The 13,931-nt window shown below is 61.4% G+C and carries 12 protein-coding genes and 2 pseudogenes; 6 read left to right on the forward strand and 8 right to left on the reverse strand.

The window, feature by feature from the left end:
- The first annotated feature begins 59 nt into the window (after window positions 1–59).
- The 3 genes and pseudogenes from napE to D6Z43_RS28070 form a co-directional block, all read left to right on the forward strand.
- Entirely contained in the window at window positions 60–260 is a 201-nt protein-coding gene (gene napE, locus D6Z43_RS03025; RefSeq protein WP_120655171.1) for a periplasmic nitrate reductase, NapE protein, read from the forward strand.
- A 38-nt stretch (window positions 261–298) separates the two neighbouring features.
- Window positions 299–745 (forward strand): annotated as a pseudogene (locus D6Z43_RS03030) (periplasmic nitrate reductase subunit alpha); the annotation flags it as partial.
- A gap of 63 nt (window positions 746–808) precedes the next feature.
- Window positions 809–901: pseudogene (locus D6Z43_RS28070) on the forward strand (NapC/NirT family cytochrome c); the annotation flags it as partial.
- Between the two features lie 19 nt (window positions 902–920).
- Here D6Z43_RS28070 and D6Z43_RS03035 read toward each other — a convergent pair.
- Window positions 921–1,775, reverse strand: coding sequence for an alpha/beta fold hydrolase (locus tag D6Z43_RS03035; protein WP_120650336.1), 855 nt, complete (start codon window positions 1,773–1,775; stop codon window positions 921–923).
- A 109-nt stretch (window positions 1,776–1,884) separates the two neighbouring features.
- Between D6Z43_RS03035 and D6Z43_RS03040 the strand changes: the two genes are divergently transcribed.
- Window positions 1,885–2,463, forward strand: a complete 579-nt coding sequence (locus D6Z43_RS03040) for a TetR/AcrR family transcriptional regulator (RefSeq protein WP_120650338.1) — start codon at window positions 1,885–1,887, stop codon at window positions 2,461–2,463.
- Window positions 2,464–2,577: 114 nt separating this feature from the next.
- Here the strand turns inward: D6Z43_RS03040 and D6Z43_RS03045 are convergent, their stop codons facing one another.
- Both D6Z43_RS03045 and D6Z43_RS03050 read right to left on the reverse strand, forming a co-directional pair.
- A complete protein-coding gene (locus D6Z43_RS03045; RefSeq protein ID WP_120650340.1) occupies window positions 2,578–3,078 on the reverse strand; it encodes a DUF934 domain-containing protein in 501 nt (166 codons plus the stop codon).
- Window positions 3,062–4,720 carry a nitrite/sulfite reductase gene (locus D6Z43_RS03050; protein WP_120650342.1) on the reverse strand — a complete coding sequence of 553 codons (1,659 nt, stop codon included), beginning with the start codon at window positions 4,718–4,720 and terminating at the stop codon, window positions 3,062–3,064. Before D6Z43_RS03050 ends, D6Z43_RS03045 begins: the two co-directional genes overlap by 17 nt.
- Window positions 4,721–5,173: 453 nt before the next feature.
- Between D6Z43_RS03050 and D6Z43_RS03055 the strand changes: the two genes are divergently transcribed.
- A complete protein-coding gene (locus D6Z43_RS03055) occupies window positions 5,174–6,259 on the forward strand; it encodes an ABC transporter substrate-binding protein (RefSeq protein ID WP_120650344.1) in 1,086 nt (361 codons plus the stop codon).
- Between the two features lie 3 nt (window positions 6,260–6,262).
- Here D6Z43_RS03055 and D6Z43_RS03060 read toward each other — a convergent pair whose 3' ends face one another.
- The 3 genes from D6Z43_RS03060 to D6Z43_RS03070 form a co-directional block, all read right to left on the reverse strand.
- Window positions 6,263–6,481 (reverse strand): DUF2970 domain-containing protein, encoded by a 219-nt coding sequence (locus D6Z43_RS03060; RefSeq protein WP_120650346.1) that lies wholly within the window; start codon window positions 6,479–6,481, stop codon window positions 6,263–6,265.
- Between the two features lie 55 nt (window positions 6,482–6,536).
- Window positions 6,537–7,577 carry an RNA methyltransferase gene (locus D6Z43_RS03065; protein ID WP_120650348.1) on the reverse strand — a complete coding sequence of 347 codons (1,041 nt, stop codon included), beginning with the start codon at window positions 7,575–7,577 and terminating at the stop codon, window positions 6,537–6,539.
- Between the two features lie 66 nt (window positions 7,578–7,643).
- A complete protein-coding gene (locus D6Z43_RS03070) occupies window positions 7,644–8,315 on the reverse strand; it encodes a hypothetical protein (RefSeq protein ID WP_174235568.1) in 672 nt (223 codons plus the stop codon).
- A 110-nt stretch (window positions 8,316–8,425) separates the two neighbouring features.
- Between D6Z43_RS03070 and D6Z43_RS03075 the strand changes: the two genes are divergently transcribed.
- Window positions 8,426–8,719, forward strand: coding sequence for a DUF1883 domain-containing protein (locus D6Z43_RS03075; RefSeq protein WP_069084458.1), 294 nt, complete (start codon window positions 8,426–8,428; stop codon window positions 8,717–8,719).
- A gap of 22 nt (window positions 8,720–8,741) precedes the next feature.
- Here D6Z43_RS03075 and D6Z43_RS03080 read toward each other — a convergent pair whose 3' ends face one another.
- On the reverse strand, window positions 8,742–10,121 hold the full coding sequence (locus D6Z43_RS03080) for an FAD/NAD(P)-binding protein (protein ID WP_162945794.1): 1,380 nt from the start codon (window positions 10,119–10,121) through the stop codon (window positions 8,742–8,744).
- 84 nt (window positions 10,122–10,205) lie between these two features.
- On the reverse strand, window positions 10,206–13,898 hold the full coding sequence (gene metH, locus D6Z43_RS03085) for a methionine synthase (protein WP_120650351.1): 3,693 nt from the start codon (window positions 13,896–13,898) through the stop codon (window positions 10,206–10,208).
- Window positions 13,899–13,931: the final 33 nt, after the last annotated feature.

Genomic DNA, 13,931 nt, shown 5'->3' on the forward strand with positions numbered 1-13,931 from the left:
CGTGTTTTTGTCGCACGCTGCCCCCCTCATCTCTCTCCTTCACTACCGTCGGCAAGATCTTGGCTAACTCCAGTTACCGACGGAGAAGTGCCGCCACGACTGCCGATAGTGGAGACAGAAGCAAGCGCAAGGAAACCCGGTTGTTCCTTTTCCTGGTGGCGTGTCTGTTTCCCATCCTTGCCGTGATGATCGTCGGCGGATACGGCTTCATCGTCTGGATCTACCAGATGATCGCCGGGCCCTCCTGTGTAAAGGGCTGATCGACCGCCGGCTCAGTGCGTCCCAGGTCAAGGTCGCGGTGCTTTCCACGTTCCGGCACCGCAGCTTCGACCTTGCCGACATACCCATGGTGTTCAAACCGCAGAGCGACCTGTTCATCCTCAACTACATCGCCAACCACATCATCCAGAGCGGCGCGGTCAATCAAGACTTCATCGACAAGCACGTCAGGTTCGCCCAGGGCGCCGAAGTCATCGGCTACGGGCTGAGGCCTACCGACCCGCTGGAACAAAAGGCGAAGAACGCGGCCAAGGCCAACACCTGGTCCGACATCGTTTTCGACGAGTTCGCTGCTTACGTGAAGCTCTATACCCTCGAGCGTGCGGCCAAGGAATCCGGGGTTTCCGCCGCGCACCTGAAAGCCCTGGCCGAGATGTATGCCGACCCGAAGCGCAAGGTGGTGTCGTTCTGGACAATGGGTTTCAACCAGCACACGCGTGGGGTCTGGGCGAATAACCTGATCTACAACATTCATCTGCTCACCGGGAAGATCAGCGGAGCCGGTAATAGTCCATTTTCTCTCACCGGCGCGCTGGCTTCGGGCGAGGCTACCTGCATCGACTGTCACAAGGGGATCGCACACCACCTCCCTGACATGACTGGTGTGAAAGGGTGGCAGTAGCGCTCCAGGTTGGTGGTTATCAGGTCAGCTCGGGCAGCAACACGCTCTTCCACAGGGACTGTTCGTACTGCGGTTTGAAGAATCCGAAGTGGCCGATGTTCTGCTCGCCCACATCGGCGGGCGCGATGCGTTTGAAGCGTTTCTCTGCCTGGCGATAGAAGCTGTGCAGCGACTCGGTGTTGCGCCCGGACATCATCTCGTCGTCGGTAAAGGAGATCGAGGTGATGGGCGTACGTACCGCGGAAAAAGCCTCCCTCACTTCTTCGCCTTCAGCGCCCACGGCGTACTCCGGGTCCAGGCACCAGCGCCGCCACTGATTGATTACTCCCTTGGGCAGGTCGCCCACCATCCCCAAGCGCTTGCCGGGGAAGTAACCGGCCAGAGGCGTAACCAGCGGGGCGACCAGGAACCACAGGAGCCAGACGCGGCGGCGCAGTTCGGCGGTGTTCTCGCGCCAGTAGCCGCTACCCGTAGCAATGGTCAGCACTTTGCTGATGCGTTCTGCCCCTTCGACGAAGGGCAGGATCTGTCCTCCCAGGCTGTGACCGATCCAGTACAGTGGCTTGCTGCCGGCCGCATTGGCCACCAGTGAGAGCATGGTGCTGCAGTCATGGCGGGCCCAGTCGAGGATGTCCACGTTCAGGTTGCGCAGATGGCCATTGCGCGACTGGCCCATGCCGACATAGTCGAACGTGGCGACCAGGTAGCCCCGGTCCGCCAGCCAGGTGGCGAAAGGGGCGTAGTAGCGTTGCGGCACACCCATGGCAGGTACTATCAGCACTGCAGCCTGGACCTCGCCTTTGGGGCGGAACCAGTTGGCGCTGATGAAGTGGCCGTTGCCGTTGTCGATCCGGGTTTCTGTCGAGCTGCTCATTGCATCCATCCTGACGTCGAGAGGCTTCTGGAAAAGCGTGAACCCGGGCAGTATACGAAAGCTAGAAAAGTATTCTAGAAAAATATTCTAGTCTCATCAAAGGACATTCATGAGCCGTCCCTCGCGCAAAGACGACATTCTCCAGGCCGCCTTGGCCTGTTTCAGTGAACAAGGGGTGGATGCCACCACCATCGAGATGATTCGTGATCGCTCGGGTGCCAGCATCGGTAGCCTCTATCACCATTTTGGTAACAAGGAGCGGATCATCGCTGCGCTCTACCTGGAGGGGGTCAGCGGCTATGCGCGCTTGCTGGAGGCAGGCTTCGCCAAGGTCGATAGTGCCGAGGGTTGCATCAAGCTGCTGGTGGCCTGCTACGTCGATTGGGTGCTGGCGAACCCGGATTGGGCTCGTTTCATTCTGCACAGCCGGGGGAGGGTAGAGGCGAGCGAGTTGGGCGAGCAGCTTCGCGAAACCAATCGCTTGCACCACGGGCGAATCGACGAGGTTCTGCGGCCCTACCGCGAACAGGGTGCCTACCGTGAAATGCCTCGTGACTGCTTCGTTTCCGTCGTCATCGGCCCGGTACAGGATTTCACCCGCAATTGGTTGGCCGGGCGCACCCGCACGAGCCTGGCCGATTGCCGCGAGTTGTTCATGCAGGTGGCATGGGACGCGGTTCGCGCCTAGTCCTTGGTGGAAAATGTACTTGTGGAGCGAATTCATTCTTGAATGAATGCGCCCCACAAACACCACACCCAACAAAAAGCCCCGCAGATGCGGGGCTTTTTATCGGCGCGTCACTCAGGCCGTGCGGCGGCGGAACAGCGGCAGGGGCTGATCGCTGGACGCCTGGTAGACCTCGGAGAACTCCTCGAAGGCCTTGAGGGCGTCGTACGGGTCCTTGTCCGCACGCAGGGCGAAGGCGTCGAAACCGCAACGCTTGAGGGCCCAGAGCTGGTCGCGCAGCACATCGCCAATCGCGCGCACTTCGCCCTTGTAGGCGTAGCGCTGGCGTAGCAAATAGGCGGTAGAGGAGTGACGGCCGTCGGTGAAAGCCGGGAAGTTCAGGGCGATGACCTGGAAGTGCTCCAGGTCATCAGCGATTTCCTCGATTTCCTCATCGCTGTCCAGCCAGACGCCCAGGCCGCCATCGCGTGCCTTCAGCGCATGGGCGTGATCGCGCCAGAGCGCGAGCGGAATGATGATGTCGTCGCAGTTGGGGATGCCGTCGAGGGTCGCGTCCTTGGCCAGCAGATGCCAGGTCTCGTCGATGACCTGGCCGTTCTTAATGATTCGCTGCATATACGCGCTCCTTGAACGGATCGATACCGATACGGCGGAAGGTGTCGAGGAACTGCTCGTCCTCGGTGCGCTGTTCCACGTAGACCTTGATGATTTTCTCGATCACATCGGCCATTTCATCCTGGGCGAAGGACGGACCGAGGATCTGTGCCAGGCTGGCATCACGGCCGGCGCTGCCGCCGAGGGACACTTGATAAAACTCCTGGCCCTTTTTGTCCACGCCGAGAATGCCGATGTGGCCGACATGGTGGTGGCCACAGGCGTTCATGCAACCGGAGATGTTCAGGTCCAGGTTGCCGATGTCGAACAGGTAATCCAGGTCGTCGAAGCGACGCTGGATGGCTTCGGCCACCGGGATCGACTTGGCGTTGGCCAGGGAGCAGAAGTCGCCGCCCGGGCAGCAGATGATGTCGGTCAGCAGGCCCACGTTCGGCGTGGCGAAGCCAAGCTCACGCAGTTCTCCCCACAGGGCGAAGAGCTGGGACTGCTCGACGTCAGCGAGGATGATGTTCTGGTTATGGCTGTTGCGGACTTCACCGAAACTGTAGCGGTCGGCCAGGTCGGCGATGGCGTCCAGTTGCTTGTCGGTGACGTCGCCGGGGGCCACGCCGGTGGGCTTCAGTGACAGGGTCACAGCCACGTAGCCGGGCTTCTTGTGGGCCACGACGTTACGGGTGCGCCAGCGGCCGAAGCCGGGGTGCTCGGCATCCAGGGCTGCGAGGGCGGCGTCCTGGTCTTCCAGGGCCTTGTAGGTCGGGTCGACGAAGTGCTTGGCGACGCGAGCTACTTCAGCTTCGGTCAGGGTGGTGGGGCCATCCTTCAGGTTGGCCCACTCGGCATTCACGCGCTCGGCGAAGACTTCAGGGGTGAGTGCCTTGACCAGGATCTTGATGCGCGCCTTGTACTTGTTGTCACGGCGGCCATAGCGGTTGTACACGCGCAGGATGGCGTCGAGGTAACTGATCAGGTGCTGCCAGGGCAGGAACTCGTTGATGAAGCTGCCCACGATCGGGGTACGGCCCAGGCCGCCACCGACGGATACACGGAAGCCCAGTTCGCCGGCATCGTTCTGCACCGCTTCCAGGCCAATGTCATGGACTTCGATGGCCGCGCGATCGCTTACGGCACCATTGACGGCGATCTTGAACTTGCGCGGCAGGTGGGAGAATTCCGGATGGAAAGTGGACCATTGGCGGATGATCTCGCACCAGGGGCGCGGGTCGACGAGCTCGTCACGGGCAACGCCGGCGAACTGGTCGGTGGTGGTATTGCGGATGCAGTTGCCGCTGGTCTGGATGGCGTGCATTTGCACGGTGGCCAGCTCGGCGAGGATTTCCGGCACATCTTCCAGCTCCGGCCAGTTGTACTGGACGTTCTGGCGGGTGCTGATGTGGGCGTAGCCCTTGTCGTAGTCGCGAGCGATCTGCGCCAGCTTACGCACCTGGACCGAAGAGAGCAGGCCGTAAGGCACGGCAACGCGCAGCATGGGCGCGAAGCGCTGGATGTACAGGCCGTTCTGCAGGCGCAGCGGGCGGAATTCCTCACCCGAGAGCTCGCCTTCCAGATAGCGGCGGGTCTGATCGCGGAACTGCTTTACGCGGTCCTCGACGATCCGTTGATCGTACTCGTCGTATACGTACATGAAATGTCCTGTTGTCAGGCTGCTTACAGCTTTTCTGCGCGCACGGCCGCGCACTCCCCGCGGAGCCGGAGGAAGATACCAGTTCGGGGTTATGCGCAAAAGTGATGTTTGAGTATATGTAAAGAACCAAAAGTTATTGTTTGGCGGGGGTGCATAACCCTTCGGCTTGAGCCTTTGCAGGGGCTGGTCTTTACTCGATGTGCAAGCCGCCTATAACCACAACAAATGGGGGACGCCATGACCGATCATTCCGAGGACTCCAACCGTGACAGCAAGGTTGACGCCTGGGCCATCTTTTTCCTGATTCTGATCGCCGTTTCCACCGCTGTTTTCTGGGTCAGCCACCAATAAAGAAGGCGTAAAGCGGGCCAGCTTCCACTGGCCCGCTTCGTCGCGCCCGAATGCCCTGCAAGAAGTGGTTATACTTCGCCGCTGCTTTTTCAGGGTGATCGAATGAAAGGTCGCTACTCCTCCCTTCTTTTTGGCTTATGCCTGGCGTTCAGCCAGTCGCTGAGTGCCGCATCCGTGGTGTTTCTCAATCCGGGCCGTACTGGCGAGCCCTTCTGGGCCAGCTATGCGCAGTTCATGGAAGCCGCTGCCCGCGACCTGGGTATGGGTCTCGAGGTCCGATATGCCGAGCGCGATATGAACCTGATGCTTGAGCAGGCCCGCGAAGTGCTTCAGGGCGAGAATCGGCCCGATTACCTGCTGTTCGTCAATGAGCAGTATGCGGGACCGGAAATCCTGCGCCTGGCCCGAGGCAGCGGGGTCAAGCTGTTCACGGTGAACAGCAACCTGACACCCGACCAGCAGATGCTCACCGGGGCCACCCGGGAACGCTATCCCGACTGGATCGGCAGCATGGTCGCGAACGATGAGGAAGCCGGGTACCTGATGGCGCGTACGCTCCTGGATCTGCAGGAACAGCGTACGCCCGGTCAGCCCTTCGATGTGCTGGCATTCTCCGGCGTCAAGCAGACTCCCGCTGCGCAGCTACGCGAGCAGGGGCTCATGCGCGCCCTGGCGGAGGCTCCCAATGCCCGCTTGAGGCAGTTGGTCTATAGCGAATGGAATCGCGATCGTGCCTACACCCAGGCGTTGCAATTGTTCCAGCGCTATCCGGAGGCCAAGGTGGTGTGGTCGGCCAATGATGAGATGGCCTTTGGTGCAATGAGGGCTGCCATTGAGCTTGGGCATGAGCCTGGAAAGGATGTGCTGTTCTCCGCCTTGAACAATTCCACGGAAGTCCTGCACACCTATCTCGATGGGAAGATCAACGCCCTGGTCAGTGGCCACTTCACCATCGGCGGTTGGGCCATGGTGCTGCTCCACGACTATGACGCCGGACTGGATTTCGCCAGGCATGGTGGCAAGGACCGGGAAGTGCGGTTGTTCATGTCGCTGGATCGGGACAAGGCGACACGCCTGCTGCGGCGTTTCGAGCGACAGGGTTTCGATCTCGATTTCCGAAAATTCAGCCTGGTCGGCAAGAAGGCTGCCGGCGATTACCGATTCTCCCTCGAGCCGTTGATCGACTGAGGCTCACACGCCAGCGAAGTGAAGCACCAACTTCACCAGCCCATAGAGCACCAGCACGAAGATCGCCGTGAAGAGCACGCCCAGGATGATGAAGTGACTGGGCTTGCCGCGGCTGAAGTCGCGAGCGCGGTTCTTCCCGCTCTGCACGCCGAAGGCGGCCGCCAGCACGCTTTGCAGCATTTCCCGGAAGCTCAGGGGTTGGTCGTGATTCTTGTCGTCCATGGAGCACCTCCTGGCCTGAGCTTAGCTCGTTGGGCCGGATTTGCCGTTGGTCGTTTCAGGACGTGGGGCGGTGCAGGTGGCGGGTGTTGACCAGTTCCACTGCGCGGGCACGCAATTGTCCACAACCGCCCTCGACGTCCTGCCCGGCAGAGTTGCGGACCTTGGTGAGCACCCCGCGACTGTGCAGGTAGCGCACTATCTGCACGATGCGGTCACCGTCAGGGCGCTGGTATTCGTCCGTGTCCAGGCTGTTGTAGGGAATGAGGTTGAGCACCGCGTACTTGCCCTTGAGCAGACGCAGGATGCCATCCATTTCCTCCTGACTGTCGTTGATGCCCTTGAGTAGCGTCCATTGGTACTGGATCGGATAACCGATGGTGCGGGCATAGGTTTCGCCCAGCTCCACCAGTTCGTCCGGGGTGATGCGCGGTGCCTTGGGCAACAGCTGTTCGCGAAGATCGGCGCGGGTGGTATGCAAGGACAGGGCGAGGGCAGGCTTGACCCGCTCGCGAGGTAGTCGCTCGAACACGCGCATATCGCCCACGGTCGAAAACACCAGGTTCTTGTGGCCGATGCCGCCGTCGGTGCCTAGCAGGTCGATCGCTTCCAGCACGTTCTCCAGGTTGTGGGCGGGCTCGCCCATTCCCATGAACACCACCTTCTTCACCGGTCGGAAGCGGCGCGCGAGGGCGACCTGGGCAACGATTTCGGCACTGCCTATCTGACGAAGCAAACCGCTCTTGCCAGTCATGCAGAATACGCACCCCACAGCACAGCCAACCTGGGTGGAAACGCAGAGGCCGTCTCTGGGCAGTAGCACGCTCTCCACCATCTGGCCGTCGCGCAGCGCTACCAGCAGGCGGGCAGAGCCGTCGGAACCAGGGTGCTGGGAGTCCAGTCGCACCAGCGCGTCCAGCTGTTCGGCCAACGCAGGTAGGCCGTCGCGGACGCTCAGAGGCAGGAAGTTTTCAGTGTGCTGGCGACGGGTGCCGCTATCCAGGGGTTTGCCTTGCAGCCAGGCACGCACCACCCGTCCGCTGTGGACGGGGAGGGCGCCGAGGTCGGCCAGCTGTTGATGGATATCGCTGATACGCATGGGGCGCGCATCCTACCACTGTCCCCGAAGGCGTGGCAGGACCGCCAGGCGTCCAGCTTGCCGGCTTCAGGGAGCCTCTACGGTGATAGCCAATGCGGAGGTCATCCGGATAACCACTTCCTGATTGAGATAGGAAGGCTTTAGCTCGATGTCGGGGCGCACCCTCACGACCTTGCGGGTGCCATCGTCGAACTCCAGCGTGGCGGTGTGCTGTGTGGTGTCGATGGCTTTGACCACTGCAGTGACTTCCACGGTATTGGCCGCCAGCATGCCCGGTTTGTCGCCTTCGGGAGCGGTTGCGACCAGGCCGGCAGCGCCATCTTCATGGGCTTCGCCAGGCGCGCGCAGCTGGATTACCCGCTCGTGGGTCACCACTGCATTGACCCGGTCTCCGATTTTCAGCTGCGGGAAATTGCGCATTTCCGGCACCGCGTTGAAGGTCTGGCGATTGCCCTTTTCGTCTTCAAGAGTGAAGGTCCGCTTCTGATGATCGATGGCCGTAACGACCGCCGAGACTTGCTCCGTCTCCGTGACGACGCTACCTGGGACACCCTGGGCGTAGGCTTCGCCTGTGCTGGTGGTCGCGTCCAGACCATCATTCTCGGCATGACTGCTGCACGCTCCGAGCAGGCTGAGTGTGATCAAGAGCGCAGGGATATGGCTGGAGTGAGGCATGTCGTGTCCACCTTGTTTGATCGGCTTCCAGAATGATTGGATGCGCGGCAGGCGGTCGTCCATTTTTATCCGGGCATCCCGCCTGGTCGGCTTCTTCAGCGTAGGCGAGGCGACGACATTTGCCTCCGTGGTATTCTGGCGCGCTGTTCGATCCAGTGATCCAGGAGCTGTAAATGAAGTTCATCCATCAACGCGAGCACCTCAACGAGGGCGACCTGGTCGTCATCCAGTGCTCGCAGACCTGCAACATTCGCCTGATGAGTGATGCGAACTTCCGCAGCTTCAAGAACGGCGGCCGTCACAGTTATCACGGCGGCGCGTTCGACCGTTTCCCGGCGAAGATCGTGATCCCCAGTACCGGCTTCTGGAACGTCACTCTCGACACCGTTACCCGTCGCGCCATCAGCGTCACGCGCAAGCCTAACTTCGAGTGGTCGATCAAGTTCGTGAGACGTACCAAGGGTTGAGCCCAATGCATGGTAGGCCAGGCTAGTTGGTCTGGTCGCCGCTCAGTAGCAGCTCTGCAAGTCTGGCCGCGTGTTGACGCAACTCTGGCACCGCGGTCGCTTCCCAGTAACGGGCACGGAGCATGGGGCTCAGCAGGAACAGGCGCTCATGGGCGTCGTTGTCTCTGCCGATCAGGCGATAGTCCGCTGTGGCCTCCACGCCCAATCCTTCGTCGTCTCGTCGTACAACGCCACGGGCGTGTAAACTGTTCAACAGCGGCTCGTCCAGTCTTGTGAGGTCACTACAGGGCCCCGTGCAGTTGATGATGTGGTCGACCTCGAAGCGTTTCGTCTGCTGCTTTCCGCGCAGCTTCAGATCCAGTATCAGCGCCTCTTCGGAGGCCTTTGCCGTTCTCACGCATCCGGCGACTACCTCCAGATGGCGATGCTGTAGCATTGCTTCGATTCGCGCGGAGACTTTCGGTGCAGCTCTGTGTCGATGAACCTCCCAATATGGCTGCAAGTGGCGCAGAAAGCGTCTGCGCTCGCTGCTATCCAGCTGCTGCCAAAGCATTGGCGTCGCAGGGCGCAGCGCTGCGAGCGCTTCACGCCAGTCATAACCATCACGCTGGGCAGCGCGCACGTATGCCCGGATGCCGGACAGCAAGTGCCTAGTCCTGGCCCGACGGAGCAGCGAATCGGGTACCGCCGGAAGGTTTGGTGATTCCAGATTGGAGCGGTGGGCCTGAGGCAGAAGCGCCCGCCGTGAAAATGCTTGCAGCGTGCCGTTGTGGCCTTGGTCTTGAAGGGCCAGCGCCACGTCGAGCATGGTAAGTCCGGTGCCGATCAACAGGACCCTTGCATTCCGCTCGATTGGCCCGAGCGCGTGGGGCCGCCACGGGTCGCGAATGAATCGTGAATCTGAGGCAATGCTGGCGAGTGGAGCGGGTACCGCTGGTGCGAAGTTCCCCGTGGCAATCACTGCCTGTGTGCTTTCCAGGCGACGGCCGTCCAGCAAGGTCAGGACGACCTGGTCGGACGCCATGTCGATATCGATGACCTGGGCTACGACATGCTCGAACGAAACTACCGGAGATTTGCAGGCAATAGCCTCCGCCAAGCGCTGCTCCAGATAATCCCCATAGAGGCTCCGAGGCAGAAAGTCGCCCATCCGCGCGCTGGGCAATTTGGACTGGGCGTACAGGAGGAAATCGTCATGGCGTTCCGGGAACAGGCTCATGCGTCCTGCGGGAACGTTGAGTAGGTGGCTGGTCGAACGGGTGCCGTAGGCCAGTCCTCTCGCCAGGCGTCCTGAGCGATTGATCAGCTGAACATGCAGTGGTCCTCTAGCGTGGTTCAGCAACTGGACGGCCAGCGCCGTCCCACAGAATCCGCTGCCAATGATGCTGATGTGCTGATGCACTCTCATGCCTATCCCCCAATACGTCCTTCGGGCACACTGCTGCAACGGATCAGATCAATTGCAATGATGCAACGCGTGCCTTTTCTAGTTCTCGTAGCCGAGGTTCGGCGACAGCCAGCGCTCGCTTACGGTCTGGTCCTGAGCCTTGCGTTTACTGTAGCTCTCGATCTGGTCGCGCTCGACTTTGCCCACGGCAAAATACTGAGCCTCGGGGTGGGCGAAGTACCAACCGCTGACCGCGGCCGCCGGGAACATCGCGTAGTGCTCGGTGAGGGTGACGCCGGAAGCGCCTTGCGGATCGAGCAGGCGGAAGAGGGTGCCTTTCTCGGTGTGGTCCGGGCAGGCCGGGTAGCCGGGAGCGGGGCGAATGCCCTTGTACTGCTCCTTGATCAGCGCCTCGTTGTTCAGTTGCTCGTCGGCGGCGTAGCCCCAATATTCCTTGCGCACACGCTCGTGCAGCCACTCGGCGCAGGCTTCTGCCAGGCGGTCAGCCAGTGCCTTGACCATGATCGCGCTGTAGTCGTCGCCCTTGGCTTCGTACTGCTTGGCCAGTTCTTCGGCACCGATGCCGGCGGTGGTGATGAAGCCGCCGACGTAGTCGGTGATGCCGCTTTCCTTGGGCGCGACGAAGTCGGACAGGCAGAAGTTTGGCTTGCTGTCAGGTTTGATGGTCTGCTGGCGTAGGTGGTGCAGTCGGGCGAGGGCCTTGCCGTGGTTGTCGTAGACCTCGATGTCATCGTGGTCCACCTGGTTGGCCGGCCAAAAGCCGAATACCGCGCGGGCCTTGATCTGCTTGCCCTCGATCAGCTGCTTGAGCATGGCCTGGGCGTCGTTGAACAGCGAGGTGGCCGCTTCGCCCACGACCTCATCGGTAAGGATGCGCGGGTACTTGCCGGCCAGGTCCCAGGAAATGAAGAAGGGTGTCCAGTCGATGTACTGGGCCAGTACGGCCAGGTCGATGTCTTCCAGTACCTGGGCGCCAGTGAAGCTCGGCTTGGCTGCGCGGTAGCTGTTCCAGTCGAACTGCGGCTTGTTGGCCAGGGCGTCGGCATAGGCCAGGCGCTCTGTACGGGAAGCTCGATTGGCTGTGCGTTCGCGGACTTCGGCGTACTCGATGCGGGTCTTCTCGACGAAGCCGGCCTTGAGTTCCTTCGACAGCAGCTGAGTGGCAACGCCCACGGCGCGGGAGGCGTCGGTCACGTAGACCACCGCATCGTTGCTGTACTGCGGGTCGATCTTCACGGCGGTGTGGGCCTTGGAGGTGGTGGCGCCGCCAATCATCAGCGGCAGCTTGAAGCCCTGGCGCTGCATTTCCTTGGCGACGTGGACCATCTCGTCCAGCGACGGGGTGATCAGGCCGGAGAGTCCAATGATGTCGCACTTCTCGGCGATGGCGGTCTGCAGGATCTTCTCCGCCGGCACCATCACGCCCAGGTCGACGATGTCGTAGCCGTTGCAGCCGAGCACCACACCGACGATGTTCTTGCCGATGTCATGCACGTCGCCTTTCACGGTAGCCATGAGGATCTTGCCCTTGGCTTCGGGCTTGTCGCCTTTTTCCGCTTCGATGAAGGGAATCAGGTGCGCCACGGCCTGCTTCATCACGCGCGCCGACTTGACCACCTGGGGCAGGAACATCTTGCCCGAGCCGAACAGGTCGCCGACCACGTTCATGCCGCTCATCAGCGGGCCTTCGATGACTTCGATCGGGCGCGCGCATTGTTGGCGGCACTCTTCGGTGTCTTCGACGATGAAGGTGGTGATGCCCTTGACCAGCGCATGCTCCAGACGTTTGCCGACCGGGTAGTTGCGCCACTCTTCGTTCTCGGCCTCCTTCACCGCGCCGCCGCCCTTGAAGTTGTCGGCAATGGCGAGCAGGGCCTCGGTGGAGTCGGGGTTGCGGTTGAGCACCACGTCTTCGACCTTTTCACGCAGCTCGGCCGGGATCTCGTCATAGATCTCCAGCTGGCCGGCGTTGACGATGCCCATCGTCAGGCCGTTCCTGATCGCATGGTAGAGGAACACCGAGTGGATGGCTTCGCGCACCGGGTTGTTGCCGCGGAACGAGAACGACACGTTGGACACGCCGCCAGATGACAGCGCGTAGGGCAGATGGTCGCGGATGTAGGCGCAGGCTTCGATGAAGTCCACGGCGTAGTTGTTGTGCTCTTCGATACCGGTAGCTACGGCGAAGATGTTCGGGTCGAAGATGATGTCTTCAGGCGGGAAGCCCACTTCGTTGACCAGGATGTCGTAGCTGCGCTGGCAGATTTCCTTCTTGCGCGCGGCAGTGTCGGCCTGGCCGACCTCGTCGAAGGCCATGACCACCACGGCGGCACCGTAGCGCTTGCACAGGCGGGCGTGGTGCTTGAATTGCTCGACGCCTTCCTTCATGGAAATCGAGTTGACGATGCCCTTGCCCTGGATGCACTTCAGGCCAGCTTCGATCACTTCCCACTTGGAGGAGTCGATCATGATCGGCACGCGGGAGATGTCCGGCTCACCGGCGATGAGGTTGAGGAACTTCACCATCGCCGCCTTGGAGTCGAGCATGCCCTCGTCCATGTTGATGTCGATCACCTGGGCGCCGGCTTCCACCTGCTGCAGGGCGACTTCCAGGGCTTCTGTGTAGTTCTCTTCGCGGATCAGCCGGGCGAACTTGGCGCTGCCGGTAATGTTGGTGCGCTCGCCGACGTTGACGAACAACGAGCGGCGATCGATGGTGAACGGCTCCAGACCAGAGAGGCGACAGGCCCTGGGGATTTCCGGAATGACGCGTGGCGGGTACTTGGCCACGGCCTCTGCAATCGCCTTGATATGCGCCGGGGTGGTGCCGCAGCAGCCGCCGATGATGTTGAGGAAGCCGCTCTTGGCGAACTCTTCCACCACTTCGGCCATTTGCTCTGCGGTTTCGTCGTACTCACCGAAGGCGTTGGGCAGGCCGGCGTTGGGGTGGGCGGAAACGTGAGTGCCGGCCTTGGCTGCGAGCTCGGCCAGATAGGGGCGCAGGTCGGCGGCGCCAAGGGCGCAGTTGAGGCCGACGGAAATCGGCTTGGCGTGACTTACCGAGTTCCAGAAGGCTTCGGTGGTTTGTCCGGACAGCGTGCGGCCGGAGGCGTCGGTGATGGTGCCGGAAATCATGATCGGCAGTTCGAAGCCGACTTCCTCGAATACGCCCTGCACCGCGAAAATCGCTGCCTTGGCATTGAGGGTGTCGAAGATGGTTTCGATCAGGATCAGGTCGGCGCCACCCTCGATCAGGCCCTTGGTGGCCTCGGTGTAGTTCTCCACCAGTTCGTCGAAGGTGACGTTGCGGTAGCCGGGGTCGTTGACGTCCGGGGAGATCGAGCAGGTGCGGCTGGTCGGGCCGAGCACGCCGGCGACGAAGCGCGGGCGATCCGGGGTTTCCAGCGTCTTGGCGTCGGCGACCTTGCGAGCCAGTCGCGCACCTTCGACGTTCAGTTCGTATACCAGTGACTCCATGCCATAGTCGGCCTGGGACACCTGGGTGGCGTTGAAGGTGTTGGTTTCCAGGATATCGGCGCCGGCGTCCAGGTAGGCTTTCTCGATGGCACCGATCACGTCCGGGCGGCTCAGGATCAACAGGTCATTGTTGCCTTTGACGTCCTGCGGCCAGTCGGCGAAGCGCTCGCCGCGGTAGTCCTCTTCCTGCAGCTTGTAGCTCTGGATCATGGTGCCCATGCCGCCGTCGAGGATCAGGATGCGCTCTTTGAGCGCCTGTTGCAGGGCTTGCTGGCGGGCGATGCGGTCGGACATGGGAACTACCTGAGGGGTGGCGTGAACAAAGGC

Source organism: Pseudomonas sp. DY-1, from assembly GCF_003626975.1.
Taxonomy (GTDB): Bacteria; Pseudomonadota; Gammaproteobacteria; order Pseudomonadales; family Pseudomonadaceae; genus Metapseudomonas.

Bases quoted from the DNA above. Each gene is read 5' to 3' on its own strand.
- D6Z43_RS03075 (WP_069084458.1), top strand. From the start codon at position 8,426: ATGAAGTTCATCCATCAACGCGAGCACCTCAACGAGGGCGACCTGGTC.
- D6Z43_RS03060 (WP_120650346.1), bottom strand. From the start codon at position 6,481: ATGGACGACAAGAATCACGACCAACCCCTGAGCTTCCGGGAAATGCTG.
- D6Z43_RS03055 (WP_120650344.1), top strand. From the start codon at position 5,174: ATGAAAGGTCGCTACTCCTCCCTTCTTTTTGGCTTATGCCTGGCGTTC.
- D6Z43_RS03035 (WP_120650336.1), bottom strand. From the start codon at position 1,775: ATGAGCAGCTCGACAGAAACCCGGATCGACAACGGCAACGGCCACTTC.
- D6Z43_RS03050 (WP_120650342.1), bottom strand. From the start codon at position 4,720: ATGTACGTATACGACGAGTACGATCAACGGATCGTCGAGGACCGCGTA.
- D6Z43_RS03045 (WP_120650340.1), bottom strand. From the start codon at position 3,078: ATGCAGCGAATCATTAAGAACGGCCAGGTCATCGACGAGACCTGGCAT.
- D6Z43_RS03065 (WP_120650348.1), bottom strand. From the start codon at position 7,577: ATGCGTATCAGCGATATCCATCAACAGCTGGCCGACCTCGGCGCCCTC.
- D6Z43_RS03040 (WP_120650338.1), top strand. From the start codon at position 1,885: ATGAGCCGTCCCTCGCGCAAAGACGACATTCTCCAGGCCGCCTTGGCC.
- D6Z43_RS03070 (WP_174235568.1), bottom strand. From the start codon at position 8,315: ATGGACGACCGCCTGCCGCGCATCCAATCATTCTGGAAGCCGATCAAA.
- metH (WP_120650351.1), bottom strand. From the start codon at position 13,898: ATGTCCGACCGCATCGCCCGCCAGCAAGCCCTGCAACAGGCGCTCAAA.